This is a genomic window from Amycolatopsis sp. NPDC051373 (assembly GCF_040689465.1).
In the GTDB taxonomy this organism is placed as follows: domain Bacteria; phylum Actinomycetota; class Actinomycetes; order Mycobacteriales; family Pseudonocardiaceae; genus Amycolatopsis.
In genome coordinates, this window is record NZ_JBFBAE010000005.1 from 186716 (window position 1) to 212547 (window position 25832).

The 25832-nt window shown below is 67.4% G+C and carries 19 protein-coding genes; 15 read left to right on the plus strand and 4 right to left on the minus strand.

Features of this window, described 5'->3' with window-relative positions; all coding sequences use genetic code 11:
* The first annotated feature begins 1 nt into the window (after position 1).
* A complete protein-coding gene (locus tag AB0383_RS11305; RefSeq protein ID WP_366186722.1) occupies positions 2 to 2173 on the plus strand; it encodes a DNA polymerase III subunit gamma and tau in 2172 nt (723 codons plus the stop codon).
* Positions 2174 to 2698: 525 nt separating this feature from the next.
* Here AB0383_RS11305 and AB0383_RS11310 read toward each other — a convergent pair.
* A complete protein-coding gene (locus AB0383_RS11310; RefSeq protein ID WP_366186927.1) occupies positions 2699 to 3550 on the minus strand; it encodes an N-acetylmuramoyl-L-alanine amidase in 852 nt (283 codons plus the stop codon).
* 96 nt (positions 3551 to 3646) lie between these two features.
* On the opposite strand from AB0383_RS11310, the gene AB0383_RS11315 reads away from it, so the two are divergent.
* Complete coding sequence (locus AB0383_RS11315) at positions 3647 to 4009, plus strand: YbaB/EbfC family nucleoid-associated protein (protein WP_366186724.1); 363 nt, start codon at positions 3647 to 3649, stop codon at positions 4007 to 4009.
* Between the two features lie 3 nt (positions 4010 to 4012).
* Positions 4013 to 4609 (plus strand): recombination mediator RecR, encoded by a 597-nt coding sequence (recR, locus tag AB0383_RS11320; RefSeq protein WP_364051417.1) that lies wholly within the window; start codon positions 4013 to 4015, stop codon positions 4607 to 4609.
* A 180-nt stretch (positions 4610 to 4789) separates the two neighbouring features.
* Here recR and AB0383_RS11325 read toward each other — a convergent pair whose 3' ends face one another.
* Positions 4790 to 6733, minus strand: coding sequence for an FG-GAP-like repeat-containing protein (locus AB0383_RS11325; protein WP_366186726.1), 1944 nt, complete (start codon positions 6731 to 6733; stop codon positions 4790 to 4792).
* Between the two features lie 782 nt (positions 6734 to 7515).
* Here AB0383_RS11325 and AB0383_RS11330 point away from each other — a divergent pair.
* The 3 genes from AB0383_RS11330 (at position 7516) to AB0383_RS11340 (ending at position 13003) form a co-directional block, all read left to right on the plus strand.
* The gene (locus tag AB0383_RS11330) at positions 7516 to 8067 is read left to right on the plus strand and encodes a hypothetical protein (RefSeq protein ID WP_366186728.1); all 552 of its coding nucleotides are present in this window, start codon (positions 7516 to 7518) and stop codon (positions 8065 to 8067) included.
* Between the two features lie 481 nt (positions 8068 to 8548).
* On the plus strand, positions 8549 to 12496 hold the full coding sequence (locus AB0383_RS11335) for a nucleic acid/nucleotide deaminase domain-containing protein (protein WP_366186730.1): 3948 nt from the start codon (positions 8549 to 8551) through the stop codon (positions 12494 to 12496).
* 33 nt (positions 12497 to 12529) lie between these two features.
* On the plus strand, positions 12530 to 13003 hold the full coding sequence (locus AB0383_RS11340; RefSeq protein ID WP_366186732.1) for a hypothetical protein: 474 nt from the start codon (positions 12530 to 12532) through the stop codon (positions 13001 to 13003).
* Between the two features lie 607 nt (positions 13004 to 13610).
* Here AB0383_RS11340 and AB0383_RS11345 read toward each other — a convergent pair.
* Together AB0383_RS11345 and AB0383_RS11350 are read right to left on the minus strand one after the other, a co-directional pair.
* Positions 13611 to 14069 (minus strand): hypothetical protein, encoded by a 459-nt coding sequence (locus tag AB0383_RS11345; protein WP_366186734.1) that lies wholly within the window; start codon positions 14067 to 14069, stop codon positions 13611 to 13613.
* 482 nt (positions 14070 to 14551) lie between these two features.
* Complete coding sequence (locus AB0383_RS11350; protein ID WP_366186736.1) at positions 14552 to 15661, minus strand: UDP-N-acetylglucosamine 2-epimerase; 1110 nt, start codon at positions 15659 to 15661, stop codon at positions 14552 to 14554.
* Between the two features lie 72 nt (positions 15662 to 15733).
* Here AB0383_RS11350 and AB0383_RS11355 point away from each other — a divergent pair, with 72 nt between their 5' ends.
* The 9 genes from AB0383_RS11355 (at position 15734) to AB0383_RS11395 (ending at position 25832) form a co-directional block, all read left to right on the plus strand.
* Positions 15734 to 16753 carry a glycosyltransferase family 2 protein gene (locus AB0383_RS11355; RefSeq protein ID WP_366186929.1) on the plus strand — a complete coding sequence of 340 codons (1020 nt, stop codon included), beginning with the start codon at positions 15734 to 15736 and terminating at the stop codon, positions 16751 to 16753.
* Between the two features lie 8 nt (positions 16754 to 16761).
* Entirely contained in the window at positions 16762 to 18063 is a 1302-nt protein-coding gene (locus tag AB0383_RS11360; protein ID WP_366186738.1) for a hypothetical protein, read from the plus strand.
* Between the two features lie 79 nt (positions 18064 to 18142).
* A complete protein-coding gene (locus AB0383_RS11365; protein ID WP_366186740.1) occupies positions 18143 to 20119 on the plus strand; it encodes a DUF6541 family protein in 1977 nt (658 codons plus the stop codon).
* 27 nt (positions 20120 to 20146) lie between these two features.
* Entirely contained in the window at positions 20147 to 20884 is a 738-nt protein-coding gene (locus AB0383_RS11370) for a glycosyltransferase family 2 protein (protein ID WP_364170736.1), read from the plus strand.
* 9 nt (positions 20885 to 20893) lie between these two features.
* Positions 20894 to 21331: a DUF2304 domain-containing protein gene (locus AB0383_RS11375; RefSeq protein ID WP_366186742.1), complete on the plus strand. Its 438-nt coding sequence runs from the start codon at positions 20894 to 20896 to the stop codon at positions 21329 to 21331.
* Between the two features lie 44 nt (positions 21332 to 21375).
* Positions 21376 to 21855 (plus strand): uridine kinase, encoded by a 480-nt coding sequence (locus AB0383_RS11380; protein ID WP_366186744.1) that lies wholly within the window; start codon positions 21376 to 21378, stop codon positions 21853 to 21855.
* Positions 21856 to 22136: 281 nt separating this feature from the next.
* Entirely contained in the window at positions 22137 to 23807 is a 1671-nt protein-coding gene (locus tag AB0383_RS11385; protein ID WP_364170264.1) for an ABC transporter substrate-binding protein, read from the plus strand.
* 91 nt (positions 23808 to 23898) lie between these two features.
* Positions 23899 to 24900, plus strand: a complete 1002-nt coding sequence (locus tag AB0383_RS11390) for an ABC transporter permease (protein ID WP_364170267.1) — start codon at positions 23899 to 23901, stop codon at positions 24898 to 24900.
* A complete protein-coding gene (locus tag AB0383_RS11395; protein WP_364170270.1) occupies positions 24897 to 25832 on the plus strand; it encodes an ABC transporter permease in 936 nt (311 codons plus the stop codon). Before AB0383_RS11390 ends, AB0383_RS11395 begins: the two co-directional genes overlap by 4 nt.

The following is a 25832-nucleotide window of genomic DNA, read 5'->3' on the forward strand; positions in this document are numbered from 1 at the left end:
AGTGGCTCTCGCGCTGTACCGCAAGTACCGTCCGGCGACCTTCGCCGAGGTCGTCGGCCAGGAGCATGTGACCGAACCGCTGCGGACCGCTCTGGCGGCGGGCCGCATCAACCACGCGTACCTCTTCTCCGGCCCGCGCGGCTGCGGCAAGACGTCGAGCGCGCGGATCATGGCGCGGTCGCTCAACTGCGTCGAAGGCCCGACGCCGGATCCGTGCGGCAAGTGCAATTCGTGCCGCGCGCTCGCTCCCGAGGGGCCGGGCAGCGTCGACGTCACGGAGCTCGACGCCGCCAGCCACGGTGGTGTCGACGACGCCCGCGAGCTGCGCGACAAGGCGTTCTACGCGCCCGCCGAATCGCGCTACCGCGTGTTCATCATCGACGAGGCGCACATGGTCACCACGCAGGGCTTCAACGCCCTGCTGAAGATCGTGGAAGAGCCGCCCGAGCACCTGATCTTCATCTTCGCGACGACCGAGCCGGAGAAGGTCCTCACCACCATCCGCTCGCGGACGCACCACTACCCGTTCCGCCTGATCCCGCCGAGCTCGATGCGGGCGCTGCTGGAGCGCAACGTCGCGGCCGAGGGCGCGCAGGTCGAGCCCGCCGTGTACCCGCTGGTGATCCGCGCGGGCGGCGGCTCGGCGCGGGACACGCAGTCGGTCCTCGACCAGCTGCTGGCCGGCGCGGGCCCCGAGGGCGTCACGTACCCGCGCGCGGTGTCGCTGCTCGGTGTCACCGACGTCGCGCTGATCGACGACATGGTCGACGCGCTGTCGGCCGAAGACGCGGCCACGGTGTTCAGCACGGTCGAGAAGCTCGCCGACGCCGGCCACGACCCGCGCCGTTTCGCCACCGACCTGCTCGACCGCCTGCGCGACCTCGTGCTGATGCGCTCGGTGCCCGAGGCCGGTGAGCGCGGTCTGGTGTCCGCGCCCGCCGAGGAGCTCGGGCGGATGAGCGCGCAGTCCGAACGCATCGGTCTCGGCACGCTGTCGCGCTACGCCGACATCGTCCACAATGGACTTCTCGAGATGCGCGGCGCGACGTCCCCGCGGCTCGTGCTCGAACTGCTGTGCGCGCGGATGCTGCTGCCTTCGGTCACGGAGTCGGAAAATGCTTTGCTGGCACGGATCGAGCGGCTCGAACGCCGTGCCGTCGTCGCCGGTGGTGGCGGTGAGGCGGGTGTCGAGCCGCAGCTGCGTTCGGCTCCCGCGGCGGAGCACCAGTTCCAGCGCCCTTCGCAGCGTCCGACTTCCGCGGCGCCTGCCACCGCTCCGGCTGCCGAGCCGCCTGTTCGGGCTCAGGCCTCCGCGGCTGCTCCGGCTCCGTCCCGGCCTGCCGCCCCGGCTCCGGCTCCGGCGCGTCCGGCGGAAGAGCCCGCCCCGGCCGCCGCCGGACCCGCGGCTCCGGCTCCGGCTCCGGCTCCGGCTCCGTCCGACGACGGCTGGGGCACCCCGCGGACGCCAGGCGGCGCCCCCGCGGCTGCGGCGGAACCGGCTCCCGAACCGTCAGCCCCCGCCGCACCGGTCGCGTCCGAAGGCGGCTTCGACGCCGCCGCGATCCGCAACGTCTGGCCGCAGCTGCTGGCCGCGCTGCGCAAGCTGGCCGGGGGCCGCAGCCTCGAAGCGATGCTCACGCAGGCGACCGTCGTCGACGTCGAGGGCACGAGCGTCACGCTCACGCACAAGTCCGAGCCCCTCGCCCGGCGCCTGTCCGACCAGGACAACGCGCGCAAGATCGCCGGCGCCCTGTCCGACGTGCTCGGTGGCGACTGGCAGGTCCGCTGCGTCCACGGCGCCACCGCGGCCGCCGCGCCGTCCCGCGCCGCCGCGCCCCAGCGCCAGCAGGCCCCGCCCACGCCGGAGCGTTCGTTCACGCGCCCGTCGGCCGCCCCCGCCGCCGCTGCCGCACCGGCGCAACAGCCCGTCGCCGCGGAGCCGCAGCGCGCCCCGGAGCCCGTGCGGACGCCGGAACCTCCTTCTCGGCCCAAGGTCGCCACGACCGAGCCCGACATCCCGCTGCCGCCGGAGCCGTCGGACGAGGACGACGACATCTACTCGGAGGACTCGAGCCCCGTCCCGCCTCCACCGCCACCCTCCCCGGAGGAAGACCCGGACGAGATCGCCCGCAAGCTCATCTCCGACCACCTGGGCGCGCGCCCGCTCGACTAGGGCTTGTCTCTGAACGTGCGGAGCGGCAATCGCCGATAGCCCTACCACCTCGGCTGTGACCACGAGACTGTCCTGCGGCTTTCGCGGGCTGGGTTGCTCGCGGCTCTGTCGGGCATCCGCTTCTCGACGGGATCGACTACAGCACCGGGAACACGCCGCCGGGCGAACCAGAATTCGAAAACCGAGAGGTCGAGCCCTGCTGACGGCTGCGGCTCGGCTGCGAAGCCAAACGATGACGGCGGCCAGGACGACGGCGCCGCGGTAGACGGTGGCGTGCTTGTCGCCGCAGGTGGCCAAGGCGCGCCGCTGCTCGAGCAGGTTGAAGGACCTTTCGACGACGTTGCGCGTCTTGTACTTCTCGGTATCCGGCCCGATCGGGGGCCCGCCTGCAGCGCCCTTGCGGTTGTGGTTGGCGCAGCCGATCCCCTCCATCACGGTGCGGTGATCGGCTTACGGATGCCCGCCCTTGTAGTCACCCCGCGCGCCTCACTCAACGGTTCGGAGACACGCTCTACCCCCAGCGCGTCAGGCGAGGTAGGCCTCGATCGCCTCGGCGATGGCGGCGGCGTACTTCGTGCGCCCGGCAGCCGACGACATCAGCGTGGCCTCCGCGGAGTTGCGCATGTTGCCGCACTCGACGAGCACCGTCGGGCGGGTCGAGAGGTTCAGCCCGCCGAGGTCGGAGCGGGCGGACAGGCCCGCGCTGCCGATGTAGGTGGACGTGGTGAAGCCGTCGGCGCGAAGCCCGTCGCGCAGGGCGTGGGCGAGACGCGTCGACGGAGCGCCCTGGGCCGCGTTCAGCGGTGGCGACGAGTACGCGACGTGAAACCCGTGCGCGCCCGCGGAGGTGGAGCCGTCGGCGTGGATGGAGACGACCGCGTCGGCGCCGGCGTCGTTGCCGATTTCCGCGCGGCGGTCGACGCACGGGCCCACGCCGGTGTCGTTCGTGCGCGTGTAGACGACCTTGATCCCCTTGGCCGCCAACGCGTTCCCGACTTCCTGAGCCACCGCGAAGTTGAACGCGTGCTCGGAGTACCCCGCGTTGGTGGCCGTGCCGGTCGTGTTGCACGGCTTCATCTCGCCGCGCCCGGCCGGGACGCTGCGGTTGATGTCCTTCGGGTGCGACGCGTTGCCGCCGTTGTGGCCGGGGTCCAGCACGACGACCTTGCCCGTCACCGCGGGCTTGGCCCAAGACGAGGACGTCGACGGCACTGGCGGCAGTGAAGCCACCGAGGACGACGACACGACAGCCGGTGAAGACGTGGTCACCGGGGTGACCGCAGGCGTCGCGGCCGGCGTCCCGCCACCACCGGAACACGCTGTGAGCAGCACCAGGCCGGCCAGCAGCGGGAGAGGGTTCACGCGCACGGCGACCACCGTGCCACAGGCGTGCGCGTGGCGCCTGGGCAGGCAGCACGGCGACGCGGCTACGCTGGGGAGGAACACCCAGTGGCGGAAGGATCGAGAGCGATCATGGTGCAACCCGGCGGCGGCGGCTTCGATCTGTCGCAGATCATGCAGCAGGCGCAGCAGATGCAGCAGCAGCTCGTGCAGGCGCAGGAGGAGCTCGCGAACACCGAGGTCACGGGAACCGCGGGTGGCGGCCTGGTCACCGCGACGGTGTCCGGCGACAGCCAGCTCAAGAACCTCGTGATCGACCCCAAGGTGGTCGACCCGGAAGACGTCGAGACCCTGGCCGACCTCGTGGTCGCCGCGGTGCGCGACGCGTCGGCCAACGCGCAGAAGCTCACCGAGCAGAAGCTCGGCCCCCTGGCCGGTGGCCTCGGCGGCGGTGGCGGGATGCCGGACCTCGGCAGCCTCGGGTTCGGCGGCTGACCCTTGTACGAGGGTGTGGTCCAGGACCTGATCGACGAGCTCGGGCGGCTTCCCGGGGTCGGGCCGAAGAGCGCCCAGCGCATCGCTTTCCACCTCCTGGCAACGGATCCCGCCGACATCGGGCGGCTGCAGGACGTGCTCGGCAAGGTCAAGGAAGGCGTGCAGTTCTGCGAGATCTGCGGCAACGTCTCCGAGCAGCAGACCTGCCGCATCTGCCGGGACGAGCGCCGCGACCTCACGGTGATCTGCGTGGTCGAGGAGCCCAAGGACGTCCTGGCCGTGGAGCGCACGCGTGAGTTCAAGGGCCGCTACCACGTCCTGGGCGGGGCGCTCGACCCGTTGTCGGGCATCGGGCCGGAGCAGCTGCGCATGCGTGAGCTGCTCAAGCGGATCGGCGCGGCGGACATCAAAGAGATCATCATCGCGACGGACCCGAACACCGAGGGCGAGGCCACGGCCACGTACCTGGTGCGCATGCTGCGCGACTTCCCGGGCCTGTCCGTCACGCGGCTGGCCTCGGGCCTGCCGATGGGCGGCGACCTGGAGTTCGCGGACGAGCTGACCCTTGGCCGTGCGCTGTCCGGCCGGCGGGCTTTGTAGGCGATTTGTAGACGACAACGACAACGGCCCCTTCGCCTGAGACTCAGGAGAAGGGGCCGTTTCGCGTTCAGGTCCCGGCGCAGCGAGCGCCCGAAGACCATCCACCCGGGTGGCCAGGCTTCGACGACGAACGGTCTGCCCGGCGGAGGGGGTGCCGGACAGACCGTTCGCGAGGGCCGGTCAGAAAAGGACGGCCGGGGTGGCGTCGAAGTTGCCGACGCCACTGTCCCAGTGGTGGGTAAGGGCGCCGAGAGTTCCGCCTGCCTCGCTGTGCAAGGTGTACAACACGGTGTTCGCGCTGCCGTAGTTGTACATCGCGACGACGTCGGTGCGACCATCTCCGTCGAGGTCACCGGTGGTCCAGTGCGACTTGGTGATCGACCATCCGCCGGCACCGCTGTCCCACCGGCTGACCGGTGCGTCGACACCGGCTGCGGTGGCCCGCCAGACGAGGAACGAGGTGTCGGAGTTGCCGTTGTCGTAGGCGGCGCCGATGTCGGTGAGCCCGTCACCGTCGAAGTCACCGGACACGAACTGCGCCTTGGGGTCGGAGAACGTGCCGCCCCACTTCACGCTCCGGTCGGTGAAGGTGCCGTCCGGCTTCGAGTACCAGACGAACAGGTTGGACGTGTTGTTCAGGTAGTCGTAGAACGACGCCACGTCCGTCCGCCCGTCGCCGTTGAAGTCGCCGGTCAACCAGTACGACCGCGAGGTGACCCAGTTGCCCGCGCCGCTCGACCAATCCGTGACCGGCGCGTCGACGCCCGTGGCGGTGGTGTGCCAGACGAGGAACGAGGTGTCGGAGTTGCCGTTGTCGTAGGCGGCGCCGATGTCGGTGAGCCCGTCACCGTCGAAGTCACCGGACACGAACTTGGCCTTGGTGGCGTTGAAGCTGCCGCCCCATTTGACCCCCTGCGGGTCGAAGCCGCCGGAGGCGTTGCCGTACCAGAAGAACAGGTTGGCGGTGTTGTTCAGGTAATCGTAGACCGCGGCGAAGTCGCTGCGGCCGTCACCGTTGAAGTCACCGGTGACCCATCGGGCCTGGGCGGCGTTGAACTGGCCGGCGCCGCTGTCCCACCTGAGCGCCGGAGCGCCGGTTCCGGTGGCGGTGGTCGGCCAGACGTAGACGCCGGTGCGCTTGCTCCCGAAGTCGTACGCTGCGGCGACGTCGTCCTTGCCATCACCGGTGAAGTCGTGGGCCGCGGCCGGGGTCGTGGCGGAGAAGACATCAGTCGGGGCGTTGGCGAACCCGTCCGCGGTCGCGGCAGCGACCCGGTAGTAGCGGGTCTGATGACCGGGCAGGGAGCCTTGGCTGTACGACGTGGACTGCGTGGTCGCCAGCAGGTGCGCGGCATCGGTCGGTACGTCGGGGCTCGTCGAGCCGTAGACGCGGTATGTCGCGTTGTCGGCGGCGGGCAGCGAGTTCCAGCTCACGGTGATCGAGTGCCCGATGCCCTTGGCCGTGGCGGCGAGGACCTGGTCGCGCACCCAGCTGGTGAGGTCGTCGATCCGCGTGGCCGTGGTCCCCTGGCGTGTCTCGGTCTCGCCGAAGCAGCTGTGCTGCCACGATTTGGTGACCACACCGACCAGCGTGGCCACGCCGCCGCGGTCCGCGACTACGGGCGCGCCGGCGTCGCCTCGGCAGGTGTCAACCCCGTTGTCGCCGGTCAGCACGTCCTCGGTGACCCCGACCGAGGCGACATTGAACGTCGCGGTGTGCAGCTGGTTGGGGATCCATTCCGTGCCGGTACGCCCGAAGCCCGCCACGCGGAGCGAGTCTCCGGCCGTCGGAGCGGCACTCCCAAGCGCCAGGGGGGTGATGTCACTGATCGGGGTTTCCAGCTTCGCCAAGGCGAAGCCGCGGTCGGCCTGCGTGGTGACTGTCGTGACCTTCACCGCGTGGCCGGTACTGGTCGTAAGGTCGGGCCGCCCGACTATCGCCGTGGTGTCCTTCACGGGCACGCCGCCGTCGGGAGTCTCGGCGAAGCATGTGGCAGCCGTGACCACCCAGCTGGGGGCGACGAGCGCGCCGCTGCACGAGCGCCCGTCCATGGTGATCTTGGTCGCGAAACCGTCGTTTCCCGTGCCCGGGGAAGAAACGGCCTGTGCCGAGGGTACGGTCACCAACGCTCCTGCGAGGACGGTCGCGGTGACCGCACCGAGCGACTTTGCGTGTTTCCGCATCAATCTTCTTTCTAGGACAGGTTGCAGTACGACGTGGCAGCTATGCCGCAGGCCCGGCCCCGACCGCGGTGGTCAGTTCCAGTACCACGGTTGCGATTCGCGAGACACAACAGTGTTTCGACAGCGCAGTGACAAACAACGATGTAAGTTTGGCCATGTGCATATCGGAATTACCCACTGTTAGGTTCAGCGAAAATCGCGCTTCGCATCCCGGCGCGATCGAGACTAACCACGACAGCCGGCGGCGAGCTACCGCCGGTTGTGGGTGATCCAGATTACTTGTCTGGTTTGCTCCTGGGGGCTTGACCTCGCCTGCCTGCACCGGTCTGAACCAAATCGGTCTGGATCGGGTGAAGGCCTGGAGTTGGGGTGTCGAGTGTCCGAATCTTCCGGATGACCTAGACGCAGCTTAAAGGCGCGGCCGTAGCGGTGGTAGCTCTGTGGACCATTTGCAGTTGATTTACTCCATGCGGCAGTAGGGTTCCACCCAATCAGCTCAAACGATAGTGGAAGCCGAGTATGTCAGTTATTTACCATCCTGTGAAACAGATCACTGTACTGGTTCTTTACGTTGATCATACCGAGGTGATCTTGCTAGTGTTAATTTGTAATTATGGGGTATCAGGATCCGCTATTATCATATTTTCACTACCGCATCTCTGTGCATCTGGGCTGTCCGTGAAACTGTCAACCACGCATCTTTGGTCATGGAAAGAGGTCTCGTGCGCATTTCGCGAAGATGGTTTCCGCTGCTAGTTGGCGCTGCCGCAGGCGTGCTGGTGATGATTTCGAGCTCATTGTCGAGTCCGGTGGCGGTCGCGGGGCCGACCTCCGCTGTCGCGGACGACCAGGCGACCCTGGTGGAGGACTTTTCCTATCCGGGTGCAGCGCAGATCAAGAACGAGTATGGGGTCGTCCTGACCTCGGGTGATGGTCACATCCTTTTCGCTGACTGCGCGACCGACCAGGGCCTCGGAAAGGGCTTGTTGCAGGTCTACACCACCGAGTTCATCGGCGCCAACGGTGAAGGCATGCTTTGCTTTAAGGTCACCGCATCCGCCGGATATCTGAACTTGCTGGTGCCGGCGGTGTACGAGATCCGCGGGGATGGCTCGTCCTCAGAGCAAGGCCACAAGGTCAAGGCGGACTTGACCACCGACTCCGGCGAGCACAGCACCGTCGAGGTTAGACCCATAGGCTCCACCCCTGTGGGAATCGGCGACGACCCGAACAACGCCCCGACCACTCTGCTGCGCCTGGAGTCCCACGCCTGACCAGGGTTCGAAGGTGTCGAGCGGTGAAGCCGACCGGTGTCATGTGCGCTTGCGGTGTAGCGGCGGCACCTCAGCCCGTACCGTCCATGGGCCGTGATGTAGGAGAACCCCGGCACGCTGGACTGTCCCAGCAGCGATGAACGCATCATCATCGCCGGCCATCGCAGCAGCTTCCATTACAGCGCCACTAACTGCCTCGGCATCAACGGCTCCACGAAGGTGCCGTACTTCTGGCACTGGCGGTCATATGGGGGTTTCGCGATGTCTCTGTCGCGAAATCCCCGACAGCGTCGACAGTTCCAGACCTCAGTCGCTTGATCATTCCAAGGACGCCTCGAGGTGTTGAGGTGTCACCGGGTTGCCCTCGCACGTCCGCAGGAAGGAATCCGAGTTGAGAGCGCACCGTTTCGGCCGGACATCGCGTGGGAGATCCCGCCACACGCGGTTACTGCGCCAGCTCAGACGTCCACTGCGGCGCGGCGTGATCTTCACGCTGATCACCGCGCTTGTCGTTTCGCTGCTCGGTCTGACGCCAGCTGACGCCCAACAAGTCAGGGCGGCCGCTGTTGCGGCGGCGACGAATCCGTCGCCCGCGACGGCGTTGCCGCCTCGGGCGAAGGTGCTGGAGCTGTGGCGAAGCGGGGGTAGCCAGGTCAAACCCGCGGCAGAGCGGGCGTTGCTGGGCTCGGACGCCGACATCGATGCGTTCCTCAGCAGCAATGTCGACCGGCTCCACAATCTGGATGACCGGATCGCGGTCGACCAGATCCTGGCCTCGGGCGGGCCCGCAGTGCAGGCGGCGGCTCAGCATTCACTCGATGCCGCCAACAGCGACCCCACCGCGCTGCGGACCTTCCTGGACACGGGGTGGCCACAAGCGCAAGCGAACGACCTGCGCGTGAGGGTGGATCAGATCCTCGCCGGAGGCGGCCCGCAGGTGCAGGCAGCGGCCCAGACCGCGCTCGACGCCGGGACCCAGGACGCGCTGGAGACCTTCCTCAACACCACCTCCGTTCAGGCCGAGGCGGTCGACCTTCGTGTCCAGGTCGACCAGATCCTCGGCGCCGGTGGTCCCGAAGTGAAGGCCGCTGCACAAACCGCGCTGGATGCACACACCCCGGATGCGTTGCGGCTGTTCATCGAGCGCGAATGGGAAGTCGCCGAAGCACGAGACGCGGAGACCGACAGCATCTCCCAGCTCGCGGACGCGGCGAAGGTCGCCGGCGACCGCGCGACAAAAGAAACCCAAGCCGCGACGGATTCCGCGAACAAGGCCCTCCATGAAGCTGACCTCGCCCGCCAGGACGCGGAACTAGCGGCCGCGGCAGCCCAGCAATCACAACAGAACGCCCAGGGCGCGGCCGCGGCGGCTGATCGTGCGGCCAGCGCTGCCAACCGCGCGGCCAGTGCCGCGACTGCGGCCATCGGCGCCGCGAATGCCGCGACGGCTGCCGCTCGCATCGCGGCCAGCGCCGCCGCGCGTGCCTCGGCCGCGGCGGCCAAGGCCGGACAGGCGTCGAGTACCGCGTGGCGTTACGCAGCCGCGGCACGAACCGACCGCACCAAGGCCGGAGACGCCTCGAAGGCCGCGCAAGACGCCGCGGCCGCGTCCACAGCCGCGCAGAAGGCTGTCGACGCTATCGACCAAGCACAGGCCGCGCTAGGGAAAGCCAAAGAAGCGGTCGGATACGCAGTCTCGGCCAAGGACGACGCCAACGGCGCCGCCTCGGCCGCACAGCAAGCGGCTCAGTGGGCGCAGGCAGCCGGAGCGGACGCTAGTCGCGCCGTCGCGGCAGCCGCGGCCGCGCGACGACAGGCCGACATCGCTGCCCGCGCGGCAAACGCGGCGCAAACCTACGCCAACGAGGCCTCGGCTGCCGCCGCTCAGGCGCGTGACCTGGCTGTGCGCGCGGCAGCCGACGCCGCTATCGCAGCCGCAGCCGCCGCCGACGCGGCCGCGCACGCGGGCGAAGCCGAAAACGCCGCGCAACTCGCCACCGACCATGCGAACTCGGCGACCGCCGCCGCACAGATCGCAGTGGACTCGGCAGACCAGGCGCAGAAGCTCTACGACGCAGCTCGCCAGGTGGACGCCGACCGGCTGGAGGTGCAATCCGAGCAGGCGACCGACGCGGCGCAGCAATCACTCACCGTCTCCGACCAGCTCGGCCTGACTCGCGACCGCGATCTCCCGCAGCAGACCCAGCGTGACGCCGAAACCCAGGGCTGGATCGCTGAAGCCACCGCCCCCGGCGCGGATCCCGCGCTGGTCGTCGCCGACGGACGCAAGATCGCCCTGCGACTTCTCGACACCGCGGGCCCGTGGACCCGCGCCGCCGCAGAAGGCGCACTCACCGGAGACGACACCGGCGTCACCGAATTCGTCCACACCGCGCTCACTGACGCGACAGCCAGGGACAACCGGGAAACGCTGCAGGAACTCATCGACAACGGCACGGCCAACTTCAAAGCCGGTGCCCAAGCCGCACTCGCGGCCGGTGACGACGCCGTTACTCAGTTCCTGACCCACCCCACCTACTTCCGGCAGGCCACCGACCTGCGAATCACCGTCAACCAGGCACTCGCTGCCGCCCGCGACGACGGCAACGCAACTGTCGCCGACGCTGCCCAAACCGCACTCGACACGGGAACCGTCGACGCTTTCCAACAGTTCCTCGACACCGGGCTGAACATCGCCCGCAACCATGACGACCGGATCGCTCTCGACCAGCTCATCGCCAACCCTGACGCCGGCCCCGAGACCAAGCTCCTCGCCCAAGCCGCCCTTGCCGGTTCGCCGGAAATCATCCGCCAGTACCGGGATAACGGGCAATACATCGCCGAACGCCACGACCACGAAGCCGCCGTCCACGACTCCGCGGTCGCCAGCCTCGTCTCCGAAACCCACTCCGTCGCCGCAAAAGCAGCGCAAGACGCGGCCACCGCACAATCCGTCGCTGCGACCGCGCGCAACGCCGCAGACGAAGCCGCTGGTTACGCGACCGAGGCCAACAACCACGCCACCGAAGCGGCGAACTTCGCCGCCCAAGCCGCACAATCGGCACAGCATGCGCTGACATCAGCGCAGCAGGCAGCAACCTCCGCCGATACAGCGGCCGCGGCCGCGCGACGGGCGTCGCAGGCCGCGGTGCACGCGACGCTCTCTGCGATCAGCGCCCGAAATTCGGCAAACAGCGCGGCTCGTTCGGCACAGTCTGCCGTTGCCGCTTGGCAGCAGGCTTACAACGATGCCATAGCGGCCGGCAAAGACGCCCAAATTGCTGTCGACTCCGCCAACGCAGCCCGCGACCAGGCGGTTCAGAAAGCAGAGGCTGAACAAGCCGCCGCGAAACAACACGCACAAGACCAGCTCAATCAGCGTTGCGGGACCGTTCCCGCAGGTCCGGACCGGGACGCCTGCCTGGTCACTGCGTCACGCCTGGTCGACGACCCGACCGGCGAGTCCCAGCGGAACGTCGCGGTTTGCCAGCAGCTCAATGGCCTCAGCCAGGATGCCTTTCAGAACTGCCTCAAGGCCGCCTACGACCCCAGCCTGGCCTACGTCGTCAACCAGGCGATTCACGAATATCAGCAAGCCCAGGACGACGCCAACACCCAAAAATGGTGGATCATCGGCGGCACTATCGTCGCCGGAGTCATCGTCGCCGGGGTCGGGATCTTCTGCGCCGAAACCTGCGCCGCACCCATCCTCGGCGGACTCGCGTCCCTCAGCGCCGGAGCCGTCGCCGACGCCGCCGGTGCCGGCCTCGAAATCACCTTCGGTACCGAACTGCTCACCGGCCTCGCCACCGACACCTTCCTCACCACCCGGCTCAACGCTCTCACCGAAGCCTCTTTCCTCACCGACACCGCCGTCAGCCGAGGCCTCGCCAACCTCGCCCTCAACCTCGCCAAACAGGCCGGAAGCTGTATTAGCGGCCTCACCGCCCGTACCACAGCTGCGACGGCAAGCAACTTGTGCCCGATCGAGATCCGGTACGAGAAATGGGGAATCGACGTTGTCGACATCGGCTACAAGGCGCGCCGCGCGTTTGCGCATACCTTTGACCCTGGAAACAACATTGCGGTCGCAAAAGTGCCTGGATATGTTGACGCGACACTCAATGGAATGGAACCAGGAATGGGTGATGGGTATGTGCTCGGATTGAGTGGCGGAAAAACCGGTCCTCATGCAGAGCAGCAAATATTCAACAAGCTCGCTGCAGCCGGGATTAGCCCTAAGAGTATTGAGCGCCTATTCACTGAACGGTCCCCCTGTGATGAATGCGGCGAGCTCCTAAGCGGCTTGGCGGACAACGTCGACGTGCTATATGCAGTGAGCTACATGGGCGGGAGTAAGATGGAGAAGGAGCTTCTGTTAAGCTTGATAGAGATTCGGGAGCAAGGAGGAATCGGGGGAGTCGGATAGGTATCATGATTAAACTTAGAGGAAAACTTTTCAATGACTGTTGATGCGCGCCAGTTCTATTGGACAGCGCCACCGTTCGAGGAACAACCTCTGTTTCGTGCAGCCGACGATGTGGTCGCCGGATGGATGGAACTTGCTAACCACGCACAAAGCGAGTTGGAGGGGTTCGGAATCCCTGCCACCGTTCTGGTCGCGGACGACCGAGTCGGCCTAGGTGCCGATCCTGGTGCTCAACTAATCGTCTGCAACGCACGCCCGTTTGGGGTGATCCTCACGTGGGAACCATCAATTAGGGGGACTGAAGAATTCAGAAATATCGTCCTGAACCGGTCGACTACATCACCTCTCCTTCGGTATGTCGCAGAAGGGCGAAATCTGATGACTGAAGCTTGCATGGCCGTATTGTCTGCCGCGGGATTTAGTACTGCAAGAGATCACTTCGAAGGAACTGGATATGATTACCGGGTCTTGTTTGCGCCACAAATTCCAATAATTGAGCGCGAATAAACCGTAATGTCTTAAGGGTGTTGGAGGATCATCGTGTCCAGCGGTGATCCTCGCGCTGTTGTTTCCCGGAGCCGTGATCGCCACGGCCGCCTTGGGTGCAGCGGGGCTCCGTGCGTCCGCGACATGTCGGCGACACAGACTTGAGCCGGTGGCTCGGCACGACGCCGCTCTGGGCACGGCGCAGGCCGCCGTTGGCTGTGACGTCAACGGCGGGCGCCAGCGTGGATCGCGAGACTTCATACTCAAACCGGGCTCCGCCTGGCCACGGCTGCGCAGTGATTTTCGCTGTCGGCGCGCTCGCTGCGACACCCGCCGCCGCCATCACTGGCGGTATCACCGTCCCGAACACAACCTGTAACTTCATCGCCCGGAAAGCCACCCCGCCGAAGAAGCCACTATTCTCATCCCACTTACCCTTCGCTGGCTGAACCCGACGCGGGCGCGCGCTGATCTCGGCCACACCCCGCGCAAGGCGTGTTGGAGTACGACACCAGCGGGCGGACATCTGAAGTAACGCTATCCGCTGCGTTTAAGCCATGGCCAACACCTGCACGCTCGGCCAGAACGCCGCAGAACCCATCGTCGCCGACCTTGAACCCCCGTGCCCCTACCGCTCCATCGGAGAGCTTACTGACCGCCTGCAATTAACCGTTTCCGTAATCGAAGCCCTCGTCACCTCGGTCGCCTTCACCAGCATCGGACCGGGCGTCCGCAAAGCGCTCCGGACCGCCGCCGCAGTCACGTGTGCTGGGCATCTATTGTCTCGTAATTCTCTGACGTCGGCACCGGCCACGTCGTGGGCGAGTGCACCCCGGTCCGCGATGGTGCGGCGTTCCTGGGCTTCCAGACCAAAGCGGTGAAACCTCACCGAGACCAGGACGTCCACGTCGTGCTGAACAACCTCTCCACCCACACCACACCGGAGGTCGAGGACCGGCTGGCCGGGCATCCAAGATGCGCATTTCCATATCACACCCAAGGGATCGTCCCGGATCAAGCAGATCGAGACCTGGTTCGGGATCATCACCGGCCAATCCATCCGCCGCGGCACCTTCACCTCGGTCACGGTCCTCATTCGCCAGATCCGCGAATACATCAATCACTGGAACACCCCGCCACGCCCTTAACCTGGACCGTTACCTCCGACGAGATCCCGGCCAAAGTCCAACTCGGCAAATCAACATCAAGAAACTCGTCGACAACAACGGGAAGTAAAGACACCAGAGTCACGCGACACCAGCCCGGATTCGCGATCGGCACGAGGCCCTGCTCTGCCCGAATGAACTTTTTCGGACTCGCCGCCGTAGACCCGTGGGCCACCGGCACCTCGGCTGCCTGCCCATCGATTCCTCCGCAGCCGCCTCCACCAGCTCGGCGCCTTCCTCGACGGCGACGGCTCCTTTGATGTCCAAGTCGGCGGGACAGTCACGCGGAGGCAAGGCCCGACGTCAACACCGTCGCTTGATCGCGATGCAATGCGACCGACACCGACAACTGAGACCTCGTCGAAGCCGCATTCGCCGCACCCGATGCCCCATTGGGGTGGGGTCAGCAGTAGCCGAGCTGCGCCAGCGTGTCGACGATGATGTCGGACGGGTGGTACTTGTCCATCCAGGACTCACCGCGGCGGTTCTGGTACGTGTCCAGGAAGTTCTGCAGCTTGTCGCCGCGCATCTCCGTCAGAACCACGGTTTCGCCCAGGTGCTGCGGGGTTTCCGTGCGCTCGCGGTGCACCGCGCAGGGCAGGCCGAGGTAGTAGCACTCGGCCGAGAGGCCGCCGGAGTCGGTGACGACGTACTCGGCGCGCGCCACCAGCGGCAGGAACTTCAGGTAACGCATCTTGGGCTGCGCGATGAACTTGTCGTCGAACAGGTTGTCCAGGCCCAGCGACCGGATCTTCTCCCGCTCCGGCGCGCCCGCCATGTACAGGATCGGCATCTTGCGGCTCTGCTCGCGCAGGATCTCCAGCGCCTCGCGGTACTTGTCCGCGCGCGAGACGAGCTCGAAGCGGTGCAGCGTGGCCAGACCGAACTTCTCCGGCAGGTTCGGCACGTCCAGCGGTTGGTTGATGGCCAGGCGCATCGCGTCGATCGCGGTGTTGGCCTCGGTGTCGACGACGACGCCGCGCGCGTGGCGCAGGTTGTTCACCTCACGCGCGCTCGGCGCGAAGTGCATGTCCACGATCTTCGCCGCGATCTTGCGGTTCAGCTCTTCCGGCAGCGGCGACAGGATGCTGCCCGACCGCGCGCCCGCCTCGACGTGCCCGACCCGCGACTTGAGGATCCGCTTGCCGATCAGCGAACCGTACGGCGTGGTGAACGTGTCGCCGTGCACCAGTACGAGCGGCGGCCGCCCGTCGTCGTTCAGCGCAGCGCGCAGCTCGGCGCGGCGGCTCCACGCGGTGCGCAGCACCTGCGCGGCCCAGCCCGGCACCTGAGCCGGCGACTCCAGGTTGTGAGCCTTGTCCTCGGGCACGAGCCAGACGTCGGGCTCGGGCAGTTTGAGGTCCGACAGCACGTCGGCGACCTCGTCCACGTGCTGCGCGGTGAACCAGATCTTCGGCCTCATGCCGCGTTCGGCGATCCCGTGGTAGACCGGCGCGATCTTGATCAGTTCCGCGGTGGTGCCGAGAATGAAGGAAATCACCGTGAGGCCCATTTCTGGTCGGTTTGCGGTGCCCGAAGGATACTGGGCACGTCCGGCCCTGAGGCACAGGGTAGCCTCGGCCCGGTGAGTGCGAACCCGCTCCTCCCCTCGCTCAGCGTCGTGATTCCGGTCTACAACGAGCAGGACTGGATCAGCCGCTCCGTCGGCGCGCTGGTCGCCTCCGCGGAGGCGGCGCAGTGGCCGGTCGAGATCCTCGTGGTCGACGACGGAAGCACGGACGCCACCGCTGAAAAGCTCACTGAACTGCGCGAACGACACGGGATCACCGTGCTCAGCCAGGCGAACGGCGGCCGGTTCGAAGCCCGCCGGGCCGGCATGTCCAAGGCTTCCGGCGACTGGATCGTGCTGCTGGACAGCCGGGTGATCGTCGACCAGCACAGCCTCACTTTTCTGCGCGACCAGCTGGTCGAACATCCCGAGCGCGCGGTGTGGAACGGCCACATCAACGTCGCATCGGAACACAATCCTTACGCGGGCTTCATGGCAGGTCTGGTCAAGGTTCCGTGGCGGCGTTACTGCGCGAACCCGCGGCTGATGTCCTTCGGTATCGAAGACTTCGACGTGTACCCCAAGGGCACCACGTTTTTCTGCGCGCGCCGCGAGCTCCTCGAAGGTTCCGTGGTCGCGTTCGCGTCCTTGTTCGACGACATCCGGTTCGCCAGTGACGACACCCGGATGCTGCGCTGGATTGCGGAACGCGAGCGGATTTTCCTCGCACCGGACCTGTCGGCGACCTATCACGGGCGCGACTCGTTCAAAAAGTTCTACTCTCAATCATTCTTTCGTGGCACCACCTATGTCGATTCGTACCTCGCTTCTCCGGGCGTGGCCCGAAACGCGTTGTTCGGTGCGCTCGCCGTCGGTGTCGTCGGACTCGGCCTCGCGGCGAAGAAGCCCAAAACCGCAGCCGTCGCGGGGGTGGCAGGGGCGGTCGCGGCCGGTGCCGCGGTGAAGCGCTGCGGCGCCACGAACGCGGAGGCCCGAGCGGTCACCACCCTGCTGCCGGTGTTCGCGACCGGCTTCGGCGCGGGGGTCGTGCGGGGTTTGTACCTCGCGCTGCGGACGATCCTGCGCCGCCGATGAGCTCGCCGGTGAGCGAAGCGCAGGAATCGGGCACCAAGGCCCCGGGCGGCGGCGCTCGCGGGACCGCGGGCAAGCTCGGCGGCTCGCTGATCGTGTCGATCGGCCTCGGCTACGTCCTCACCGTCGCCTGTGCCCGGTTGCTGCCGCCAGACCAGTACGCGACCTTCGTGACGTTCTGGGGCCTCCTCATGGGGCTCGGCAGCGCGTTGTCGCCGCTGGAGCAGGAGTTGTCCCGGCAGTCCGCGGTGGCGGCGCTCACCGGCGGTCGCGCCGGTCGGGGCGCGCTTCGCGCCGTGGCGACCGGTGTGGCGGTGGCGGCGGTGTTCGGCCTGTGCCTGCTCATTCCGCCGGTGAACGAACGGCTGTTCCACGGCACGTGGGAACTGGCGCTGATCGTCCTGTCCGGTGGCGTCGCCTTCGCGTGCCAGTTCGGGATCCGGGGGCTGCTGATCGGGCAGCACCAGGTCAAGCAGTTCTCCTGGCTGGTCGTGGCCGAGCCGGCGGTCCGCGCGATCGTGCTCGGCGCGCTGGTCGTGGCCACGGCGTACAACCTCGTCACGCTGGCGCTGGCGGTCGCGGCCGGTTCGTTCGCCTGGTTGCTGTTCGTCAGGCAGGCGCGCGGTCTCGTCGACGTGCGCGCCGAGGGCGACAGCTGGCCGGTCACCGTGCGCCGCATGCTGATGCTCCTGCTCGGCGCGGCTTTGACGGCCAGCGTCATCACCGGGTACCCGGCCTTGGTCGGCCTGCTCGCGCCGGGCGGGGACCGCGATCGGATCGGCGCGTTGTTCGCCGCTCTGGTCATCGCCCGGCTGCCGCTCACCCTGATCGGGCCCGTGCAGTCGCTCGCCGTGCCGTTCGTGGTCCGGTTGTCCACCAGCGCCGAAGGTCGCCACCGATTGCGCCGGGTGTTGTCGCTGGGCACGCTCGCCTCGCTGGCCCTGGCCGCACTGGGCGCGGTCGTCGGTGCGCTGATCGGGCCGTGGGCGGTCCGGTTCGTCAACGGCTCGGGTTACCAGGTCGACGGCTGGGCGGTCGCGGGACTCGTGTGGTCGTCGGTGCTGCTCGTACCGATGCAGCTGCTCACCGCGGTGCTGGTCGCGCGGACGCAGGCGCGGCGCGTGCTCGTCACCTGGGCCGTGGTCGCGGTCACGGCGGCCGTGCTGTTGCTGGTGATCCCCGGGGACACGGTGCTGCGCGCAGTCATCGCCCTGGCCGCGGCGCCGACCGTCGGGCTCGCTGTGGTGCTGGTCTTCGTGCTGGGCAAATCGCCGGTCGAGGCAACCTCAGACACCGGTGAAACGTCGTCCTAGTGCCGCAGTACTGTGACTGCGGAATGACCGCCGTGAGTGCGTCGGTATCAAGCGCAGATCAGGTTGGACAGCGAATTCGATGAACGTTCTTGTCGTTTTGCTTGCGTTCTGGCTGCCCGGGCTCGTCTTCGGTGCCGCCATCCGGCTCAGGGGGTGGACGCTCGCCGCCGCCGCGCCGTTGATGACATTCGGCGTGGTGGCGATCGGTGTCCCGGTGCTCGGTGACCTCGGCATCCGCTGGTCGCTGCTCAACGTCGCGATCTGGACGCTGGTGCTCGCCGCGGTCGGTTTCGGGCTTTCGTTCGCGGTGCGCCAGCTGAACGCCCGGCGGCACCCGGAACGCGCCGACGAAGAGTCCGAACCACGACTGCCCGTGCGCGACCACATCATCATGGCACTCGGTGTCCTGGCCGGCATGGCGGTCGGCGCGGTCACGTTCTTCCGCGGCTCGAACGGCATTACCAGCGTCCAGCAAGGTTGGGACGCACCGTTCCACGGCAACCTCGTGCGCTGGATCGCGGAGCACGGCGACGCGCGGCCGTCCACAGTGGGCACGATCGCGAACCTGCCCAACCAGACCGATTACTTCTACCCCGACACCTACCACGCGCTGCTCGCTCTCGTGTTCGGCAAAGCCGGGCTCACGATGATGCCGACGCTGAACCTGGCCGTGCTGGCGGTGATCCTGGCAGTGCCGCTCGGTGTCGCGGCGATGTGCCACGCGTGGAAGATGCCGCCGCTCGGCGTTGCCGCCGCGGCCGCCGTCACGACCTGGTTCACGTCGTTCCCGTACGACTCGCTCTGGCGCGGACCACTGTGGCCGTACGTCGCCGGGGTCGCGATGCTCCCCGCGATGCTCGCGGTCACGAAGCACCTGTTGCGGCCGCGAGGAGTCACCGCCCCGATCGCGATCGGGGTCGGTGTGGCCGGGCTGGCCGGGCTGCACACCAGCCTGATTTTCGTGATCGCGGTCTACTTCATCCTCATCCTCGTCGCGGTGTTGTTCCGCTGGGAGAAGATCGACTGGCGCCGCTCGGCACCGTCCCTGATCGCGACGGTCGTGCTCGCCGCTGTGCTGGGCCTCCCGCTCGTGCTGCCTTCGCTGTACAACGCGGGTGGCGTGACCAGCGCGACGTGGGCATCGGAAGCGACGGTCAGCGGCGCGCTCGGCGAGACCATCACGTTCTCCCCGATGGCCAATTTCCCGCAGTGGTGGATCGGGGTGCCCGCTTTCATCGGGATCGTCCTGCTGGTCCGGCACCGCCGGATGATGTGGGTGGTCGGCGCGTACATCGTGTTCGGCGGCCTGTTCGCGGCCACGGTCTCCCTCGAGACACCGCTGATCGACACGATCACCGGCCCGTTCTACAACGACCACTGGCGCATCGCCGCGCTCGTGCCGCTGGCCGGCGCGGTCGCGTTCGGCGAGTTCGCCCACACCGCGTCGGCCTGGTTCGCGCGCAAGGTCGGTACCCGCGTGCCGCTCGCGCCCGCGGCGCTGTCGCTCATCGGCGTGGTCCTGCTGGGTCTGGTGGTCGGCGGGCTGAGCCGCGGTGGCTACATCGGACGCAACACCGCCCGCCTCGAGATCAACTACGGCGACGGGCCTACCGTCTCGAAGGCCGAAGAAGCCGCGTATGCCTGGCTCGCCTCGCACACCGTGCCCGGTGAACGCGTGATGAACAACAAGGCCGACGGCTCGGCGTGGATGTACGCGCTTTCCGGCGTGATGCCGGTGGAGTGGAACTTCTACGGCGCGGCGGCCGACACCGAAGCGGGCTACCTCAGCGTGTGGCTCGACGACATCGAGCAGTTCCCGCAGGTGCGCAAGGACCTCACGGATCTGCACGTGCGCTACGTCATCGTCGGCAAGGGGATGGCCACCCCCACCGCGGAGCAGTCCGTGGGTGTGGCCGACATCACGCCGGGCCCGGACTTCCGCGAGGTGTTCCGCAACGATGGCGCCACCATCTACCAAATCGAAGGACAAGCAGGTGTGGTCGCCTCCGGCGCCACCACGCCCGGCTCCGGGTCCGACGACGCTCACGGGCAGTGAGAAGCTAAGGTGATCTCCGTGTCGAGCATGTCCGTGAGCACCCGGCGAGTACTCATCGTGATGCCGGCGCTGAATGAGCAGGCCAGCGTCGGGGCCGTGATCTCCCATGTCAAGCAGTCTCTCCCCGGCATGGACGTGCTCGTGGTGGATGACGGCTCGAAGGACCGAACCGCGGAGCTGGCGCGCGCCGCGGGCGCCGAGGTGGCCCGATTGTCGGTCAACCTGGGAGTCGGCGGTGCGATGCGGACGGGTTTCCGCTACGCCGCCGCGCGCGGGTACGACGTCGTCGTGCAGGTCGATGCCGACGGGCAGCACGACCCGGACGAGGTGGGTGCCCTCCTGGAAGCGCTCGACGCGGGCGCTGACATCGCGATCGGCTCCCGATTCGCCGGAAAGGGTGCCTACAAGGCCAGCGGGCCGCGAAAGTATGCGATGGTGGTGCTGTCGCTCGTGTTCAGCCGCCTCGCCGGCCGCAAGCTCAGCGACGTCACGTCCGGGTTCAAGGCCATGGGGCCGCGCGCGATCCGGATGTTCGCCGCGTACTACCCGGCCGAGTACCTGGGCGACACGGTCGAGTCCCTCGTGATGGCGATCAGGGCGAAGCTCGTGATCGCCGAGATCCCGGTGATCATGCGCGAGCGGACCGGTGGCGCGCCGAGCCATTCGCCGGTGAAGTCCGCCGTCTACCTGACCCGCGCGGGCCTGGCGCTGTTGCTCGCACTTGTCCGTCGTCGTCCGTCCGTCGACTCGTCCGACGCTGCGTAAGGGGACCACATGGCCGGCTGGCGCGTACTGAGCATCGTCATCGCGTGTCTGGTGCTGTTCGTCGTCGTCGAGATGATGCGCCGCCGGAAGCTGCGCGAGAAGTACGCGGGTATCTGGCTCGTGCTGGCGCTCGGCGTGGTCGTGCTCGCCGTCGTGCCTTCGGCAGCGCAGTTCCTCGCCCGAGCGACAGGTGTCGAGACACCGTCCAACCTGGTCTTCTTCTTGGCCGGCGTGGTCCTGGCCCTGGTTGCGCTGCACCTGTCCACCGAGGTCGGGCACCTGGAGGAAGAGGTCCGGACCTCTGTCGAGGAGACAGCGCTGCTGCGCTGCGAGCTCGAGGACACCAAGCGGGAGCTCGAAGCCCGCATCGCGGCGCTGGAGGTCAAGACGGCCACGCCTGACGACGTGAAGGGCCTACCCGAAGTGAGCGCCGCACGCGTTCGCTGATCTCCGCACTGCTCGCCGCCCCGCCTCGGCTGGGCGGCGTTCGTGTGCTCGCGATCGACGGGCCTTCCGGGGCCGGTAAGTCGACGCTCGCCGAGGCCGTGGTTGCCGAGCTGGGGCCGCGGGCCGCGCTCGTGAGCACCGACGCGTTCGCGACCTGGGACAACCCGGTGGCGTGGTGGCCACAGCTCGAGCGTGGCGTGCTGGAACCGCTCTCGGCCGGGCGCGCCGGCGAGTACCGGCGGGTGGACTGGACCTCCGGGGAACCACGACCGGGTGAACTCGTGACCGTTGGGGTGCCTGGGGTTCTGGTGCTGGAGGGCGTGTCGAGCGGCCGCCGTTCGATGCGTCCGAGGTTGTCGCACCTGTGCTGGATCGAGGGCGGCACGGCGCCGGAACGGCTGGAACGCGCCGTGGCTCGTGACGGTGAGGCGTCGCGCGCCCACCTGCGTCGCTGGCAGTTGTTCGAACAAGGCTGGTTCGCCGTCGACGGCACACCCGAATCGGCACAAACCCGACTGCCTTGATCGTCACCGCGCGTCCGAAACGACCCGAAAACCGCCTTCGGTACTACGCCATTAGAGTGGCCATAGTGCCACTCTCCGTACCAATGCGACAAAATTCGTCACATTGCGTACACAATTCTCGACACATTGCGGTGCCTTTGGCCCTTACGTAGCGCGATCGTAACCTCACGTGCTTAAGTGCAAGCCGAGTTCCCGCTAGTGTCGGCGAGCACACCGACCGTCCGAGAGTTCCTGACCGACCGGACGGTACTTGACACCGAACATCTCCCAAGGGGTGCCAGATGCAGCAATTGCGCCTGACCCGAACACGTCGAGCGGCCCTGATCGGGCTTGCCGGGGTGCTCGCGGTCTCGCTCACCGCGTGCGCCGAGTCGAAGCGCGACGAGGCCGGAGGCGGTGGCACCGGCGGCACAATGGTCTTCGGCGACACCGGCAACCCGAAGATGTTCGACCCGGTGTTCAACGACGACGGCGAGACCTTCCGGATCACGCGCCAGATGCTCGACACGCTGATCCAGAACAAGCAGGGCACCGCGGAGCTGGAGCCCTCGCTCGCCACGAAGTGGGAGTCGAGCAACGACGGCAAGACCTGGACCTTCACCCTCAAGCAGGGTGTGAAGTTCAGCGATGGCACGGAGTTCAACGCTGACGCGGTCTGCTACAACTTCAACCGCTGGTACAACATGAAGGGCGCCGCCGCCCAGAGTCAGATGATCTACTACGGCGACGTCTTCGAGGGCTTCGCCAAGAACGAGGGCGACGCCGGTGGCGACCCCGTGTTCAAGAGCTGCGAGGCGAAGGACCCGTCGACCGCGGTCGTGAACCTGAACAAGGCCAAGGGTGCGTTCCCCGCCGCGTTCACGCTGCCGTCGTTCGCGATGCAGAGCCCGACCGCGATGAAGCAGCACGACGCGGACAAGGTCACGCAGTCCGGTGACTCCTTCACCTACAGCGACTACGCGTACAAGTTCGTGACCGGCACCGGCCCGTTCAAGTTCGACAGCTGGGACCAGGGCAAGGGCGAGATCACGCTGGTGCGCAACGACTCCAGCTACGCGCCGGCAAAGCTCGACAAGCTCGTCTTCAAGGTCATCCCCGACGAGAACGCGCGCAAGCAGGCCCTGAAGGCCGGCGACATCCAGGGTTACGACTTCCCGGCCCCGCAGGACTACGGGCTGCTGCGCAACGAGGGTGAGCAGGTCCTCATCCGCCCGTCGTTCAACGTGCTGTACCTGGGCATCAACCAGTCGGGCAACCCGAAGCTCAAGGACGTGCGCGTGCGCCAGGCCCTGGCCTACGGCATCAACCGCGAGCAGTTCGTGAAGTCGAAGCTGGCCGAGGGTTCCGAGGTCGCCACCGAGTTCGTGCCGAAGGCCATCTCGGGTTACACCGACGACGTGACCAAGTACCCGTACGACCCGGCGAAGGCCAAGCAGCTGCTCGCCGAGGCCGGCGCCAGCAACCTCACGCTGAAGTTCTACTACCCGACCGAGGTCACCCGGCCCTACATGCCGAACCCGGCCGACACGTTCACCTCGATCTCCGAGGACCTGAAGAACATCGGTATCACGATCCAGCCGGTGGCCGAGCCGTGGAACGGCGGCTACAAGGACGACGTGCAGAAGTTCGGCAAGCAGGACCTGCACCTGCTCGGCTGGACCGGTGACTACAACGACGCCGGCAACTTCGTCGGCACGTTCTTCGGCCGCGAGAAGAAGGAGTTCGGGTTCAACAACCCCGAGCTGTTCAGCGCTCTCGCCGCGGCCGACGGCTCGCCGGCCGGCGACGCGCACGCCAAGGCCTACCAGGGCGTGAACAAGCAGATCATGGATTACCTGCCCGCGATCCCGATCGCCTACCCGACGCCGGCGATCGTGGTCGGTCCGAAGATCAAGGGTGTGGTGGCCAGCCCGCTCACCGACGAACGCTTCAACAACGTCACGATCGGCTGACGTGCTCCGCTGAGCAGCCGGGCTGGGGGGCAGGCGCTACCGCGCCTGCCCCCTTTGCCCACGTTCCCGGGCTGTACACAAAGGACTACAAGTGCTCCGTTTCCTAGTGCGTCGGGTGCTACAAGCGATTCCGACGCTTCTCATCCTGTCCATCCTGGTCTTCGCCTGGTTGCGCTCCCTGCCCGGCGGCCCCGCTGCCGCGCTCCTGGGTGACAAGGCGACGCCGGAGAAGATCGCCAGCCTCAATCACGTGCTCGGTCTGGACCAGCCGATCATCCTGCAGTACTTCAAGTTCCTCGGCCGCGCCGTGACCGGCGACTTCGGCAACTCCCTCGTCTCGGCCCAGCCGGTGATGGGCGAGATCGGCACGTTCCTCCCCGCCACCATCGAGCTCGGGCTCTCCGCGATGATCATCGCGATCGTGCTCGGCGTGCCCTTCGGCTACCTGGCCGCGCGCTACCGCGGCGGTGTGCCGGACAACATCATCATCGTGCTGACGCTGGTCGGTGTCGCGGTGCCGGTGTTCTTCCTCGGCTACACGATGCAGGACGTGCTGGCCACCCCGCTCGGGTTGCCTTCGCAAGGCCGTCAAGCGCCGGGCATCGACGCCACCAGCATCACGAACTTCGCCATCCTCGACGGCATCATGACGGGTGAGTGGGACGCCGTCTGGGACGCGATCAAGCACCTGATCCTGCCGGCGTTCGCGCTGGCGACCATCCCGCTGGCGGTGATCACCCGCATCACCCGCGCTTCGGTGCTCGACGTGTTCAACGAAGACTTCCTCCGCACGGCCAACTCCAAGGGGCTCACGCAGTCGGTGATCCGGCGGCGGCACGTGCTGCGCAACGCGTTGCTGCCGGTGGTCACGACCATCGGCCTGCAGACCGGCGCGCTGCTCGGCGGCGCCGTGCTGACCGAGCGGGTCTTCAACTTCCGTGGCCTCGGCTTCCTGCTGGCCGAAGGCATCGAACGGCGTGACTACCCCCGGCTGCAGGCGCTGCTGCTGTTCGGGGCTGTGGTGTACGTGCTGGTGAACATGCTGGTCGACATCTCGTACGGGATCATCGACCCGAGGGTGCGTGTGCGATGAACACTTTGCTGGCCAAGAAAAAAGAGCCGATCGACAAGCTGGCCAAGGCGTCGGCCAGTGGGCGCAGCCTCGGAGCCGAGGCGTTCCGGCGGATGCTGCGCAGCCCGGTGGCGATCACCGGTGGCGTGATCACGCTGCTGTTCCTGCTGCTGGCCATCTTCGCGCCGCTGATCGCCCCGAAGGACCCGCAGATCCGCTACCTGCAGAGCCAGGTGGAGCTCGGCAAGGGCATCATCCCCGGCCCGAGCCCGGGTTTCCCGCTCGGCGTCGACGACTTCGGCCGCGACTTCCTGTCGCGACTCATCGTCGGGGCGCAGCAGACGCTGCTGGTCGGTGTGCTGGCGACCGTGATCGGCGTGCTGGTCGGGGTCATCATCGGCGGTCTCGCCGGTGCGTTCGGCGGCTGGGTCGACACCGTCCTCATGCGACTGGTCGACGTGCTGCTGTCGTTCCCCTCGCTGCTGCTGGCGATCTCGATCGCGGCGCTGTTCGCGAAGCCGAGCCAGTGGACGGTGATCCTCGCCGTGTCGATCATCGGCGTGCCGATCTTCGCGCGACTGCTGCGCGGTTCGATGCTGGCGCAACGGGAAGCCGACCACGTGCTGGCCGCGACGTCGTTGGGCGTCAAACGCGGCACGATCGTGTTCCGCCACATGCTGCCCAACTCGCTGGGCCCCGTGATCGTGCAGGCCACGCTCACGCTGGCCACCGCGATCCTGGAGGCCGCGGCGCTGTCGTTCCTCGGCCTGGGCGACCCGGACCCGACGCGGGCGGAGTGGGGGCTGATGCTGGGCAACGCCTCGCGCCAGTTCCTCGACATCCGCCCGGAGCTCGCGTACTACCCGGCCATCGCGATCATCGTGGTGGCGCTCGGGTTCACGCTGCTCGGCGAGTCCCTGCGTGAAGCCCTCGACCCGAAGAACCGGCGGTAA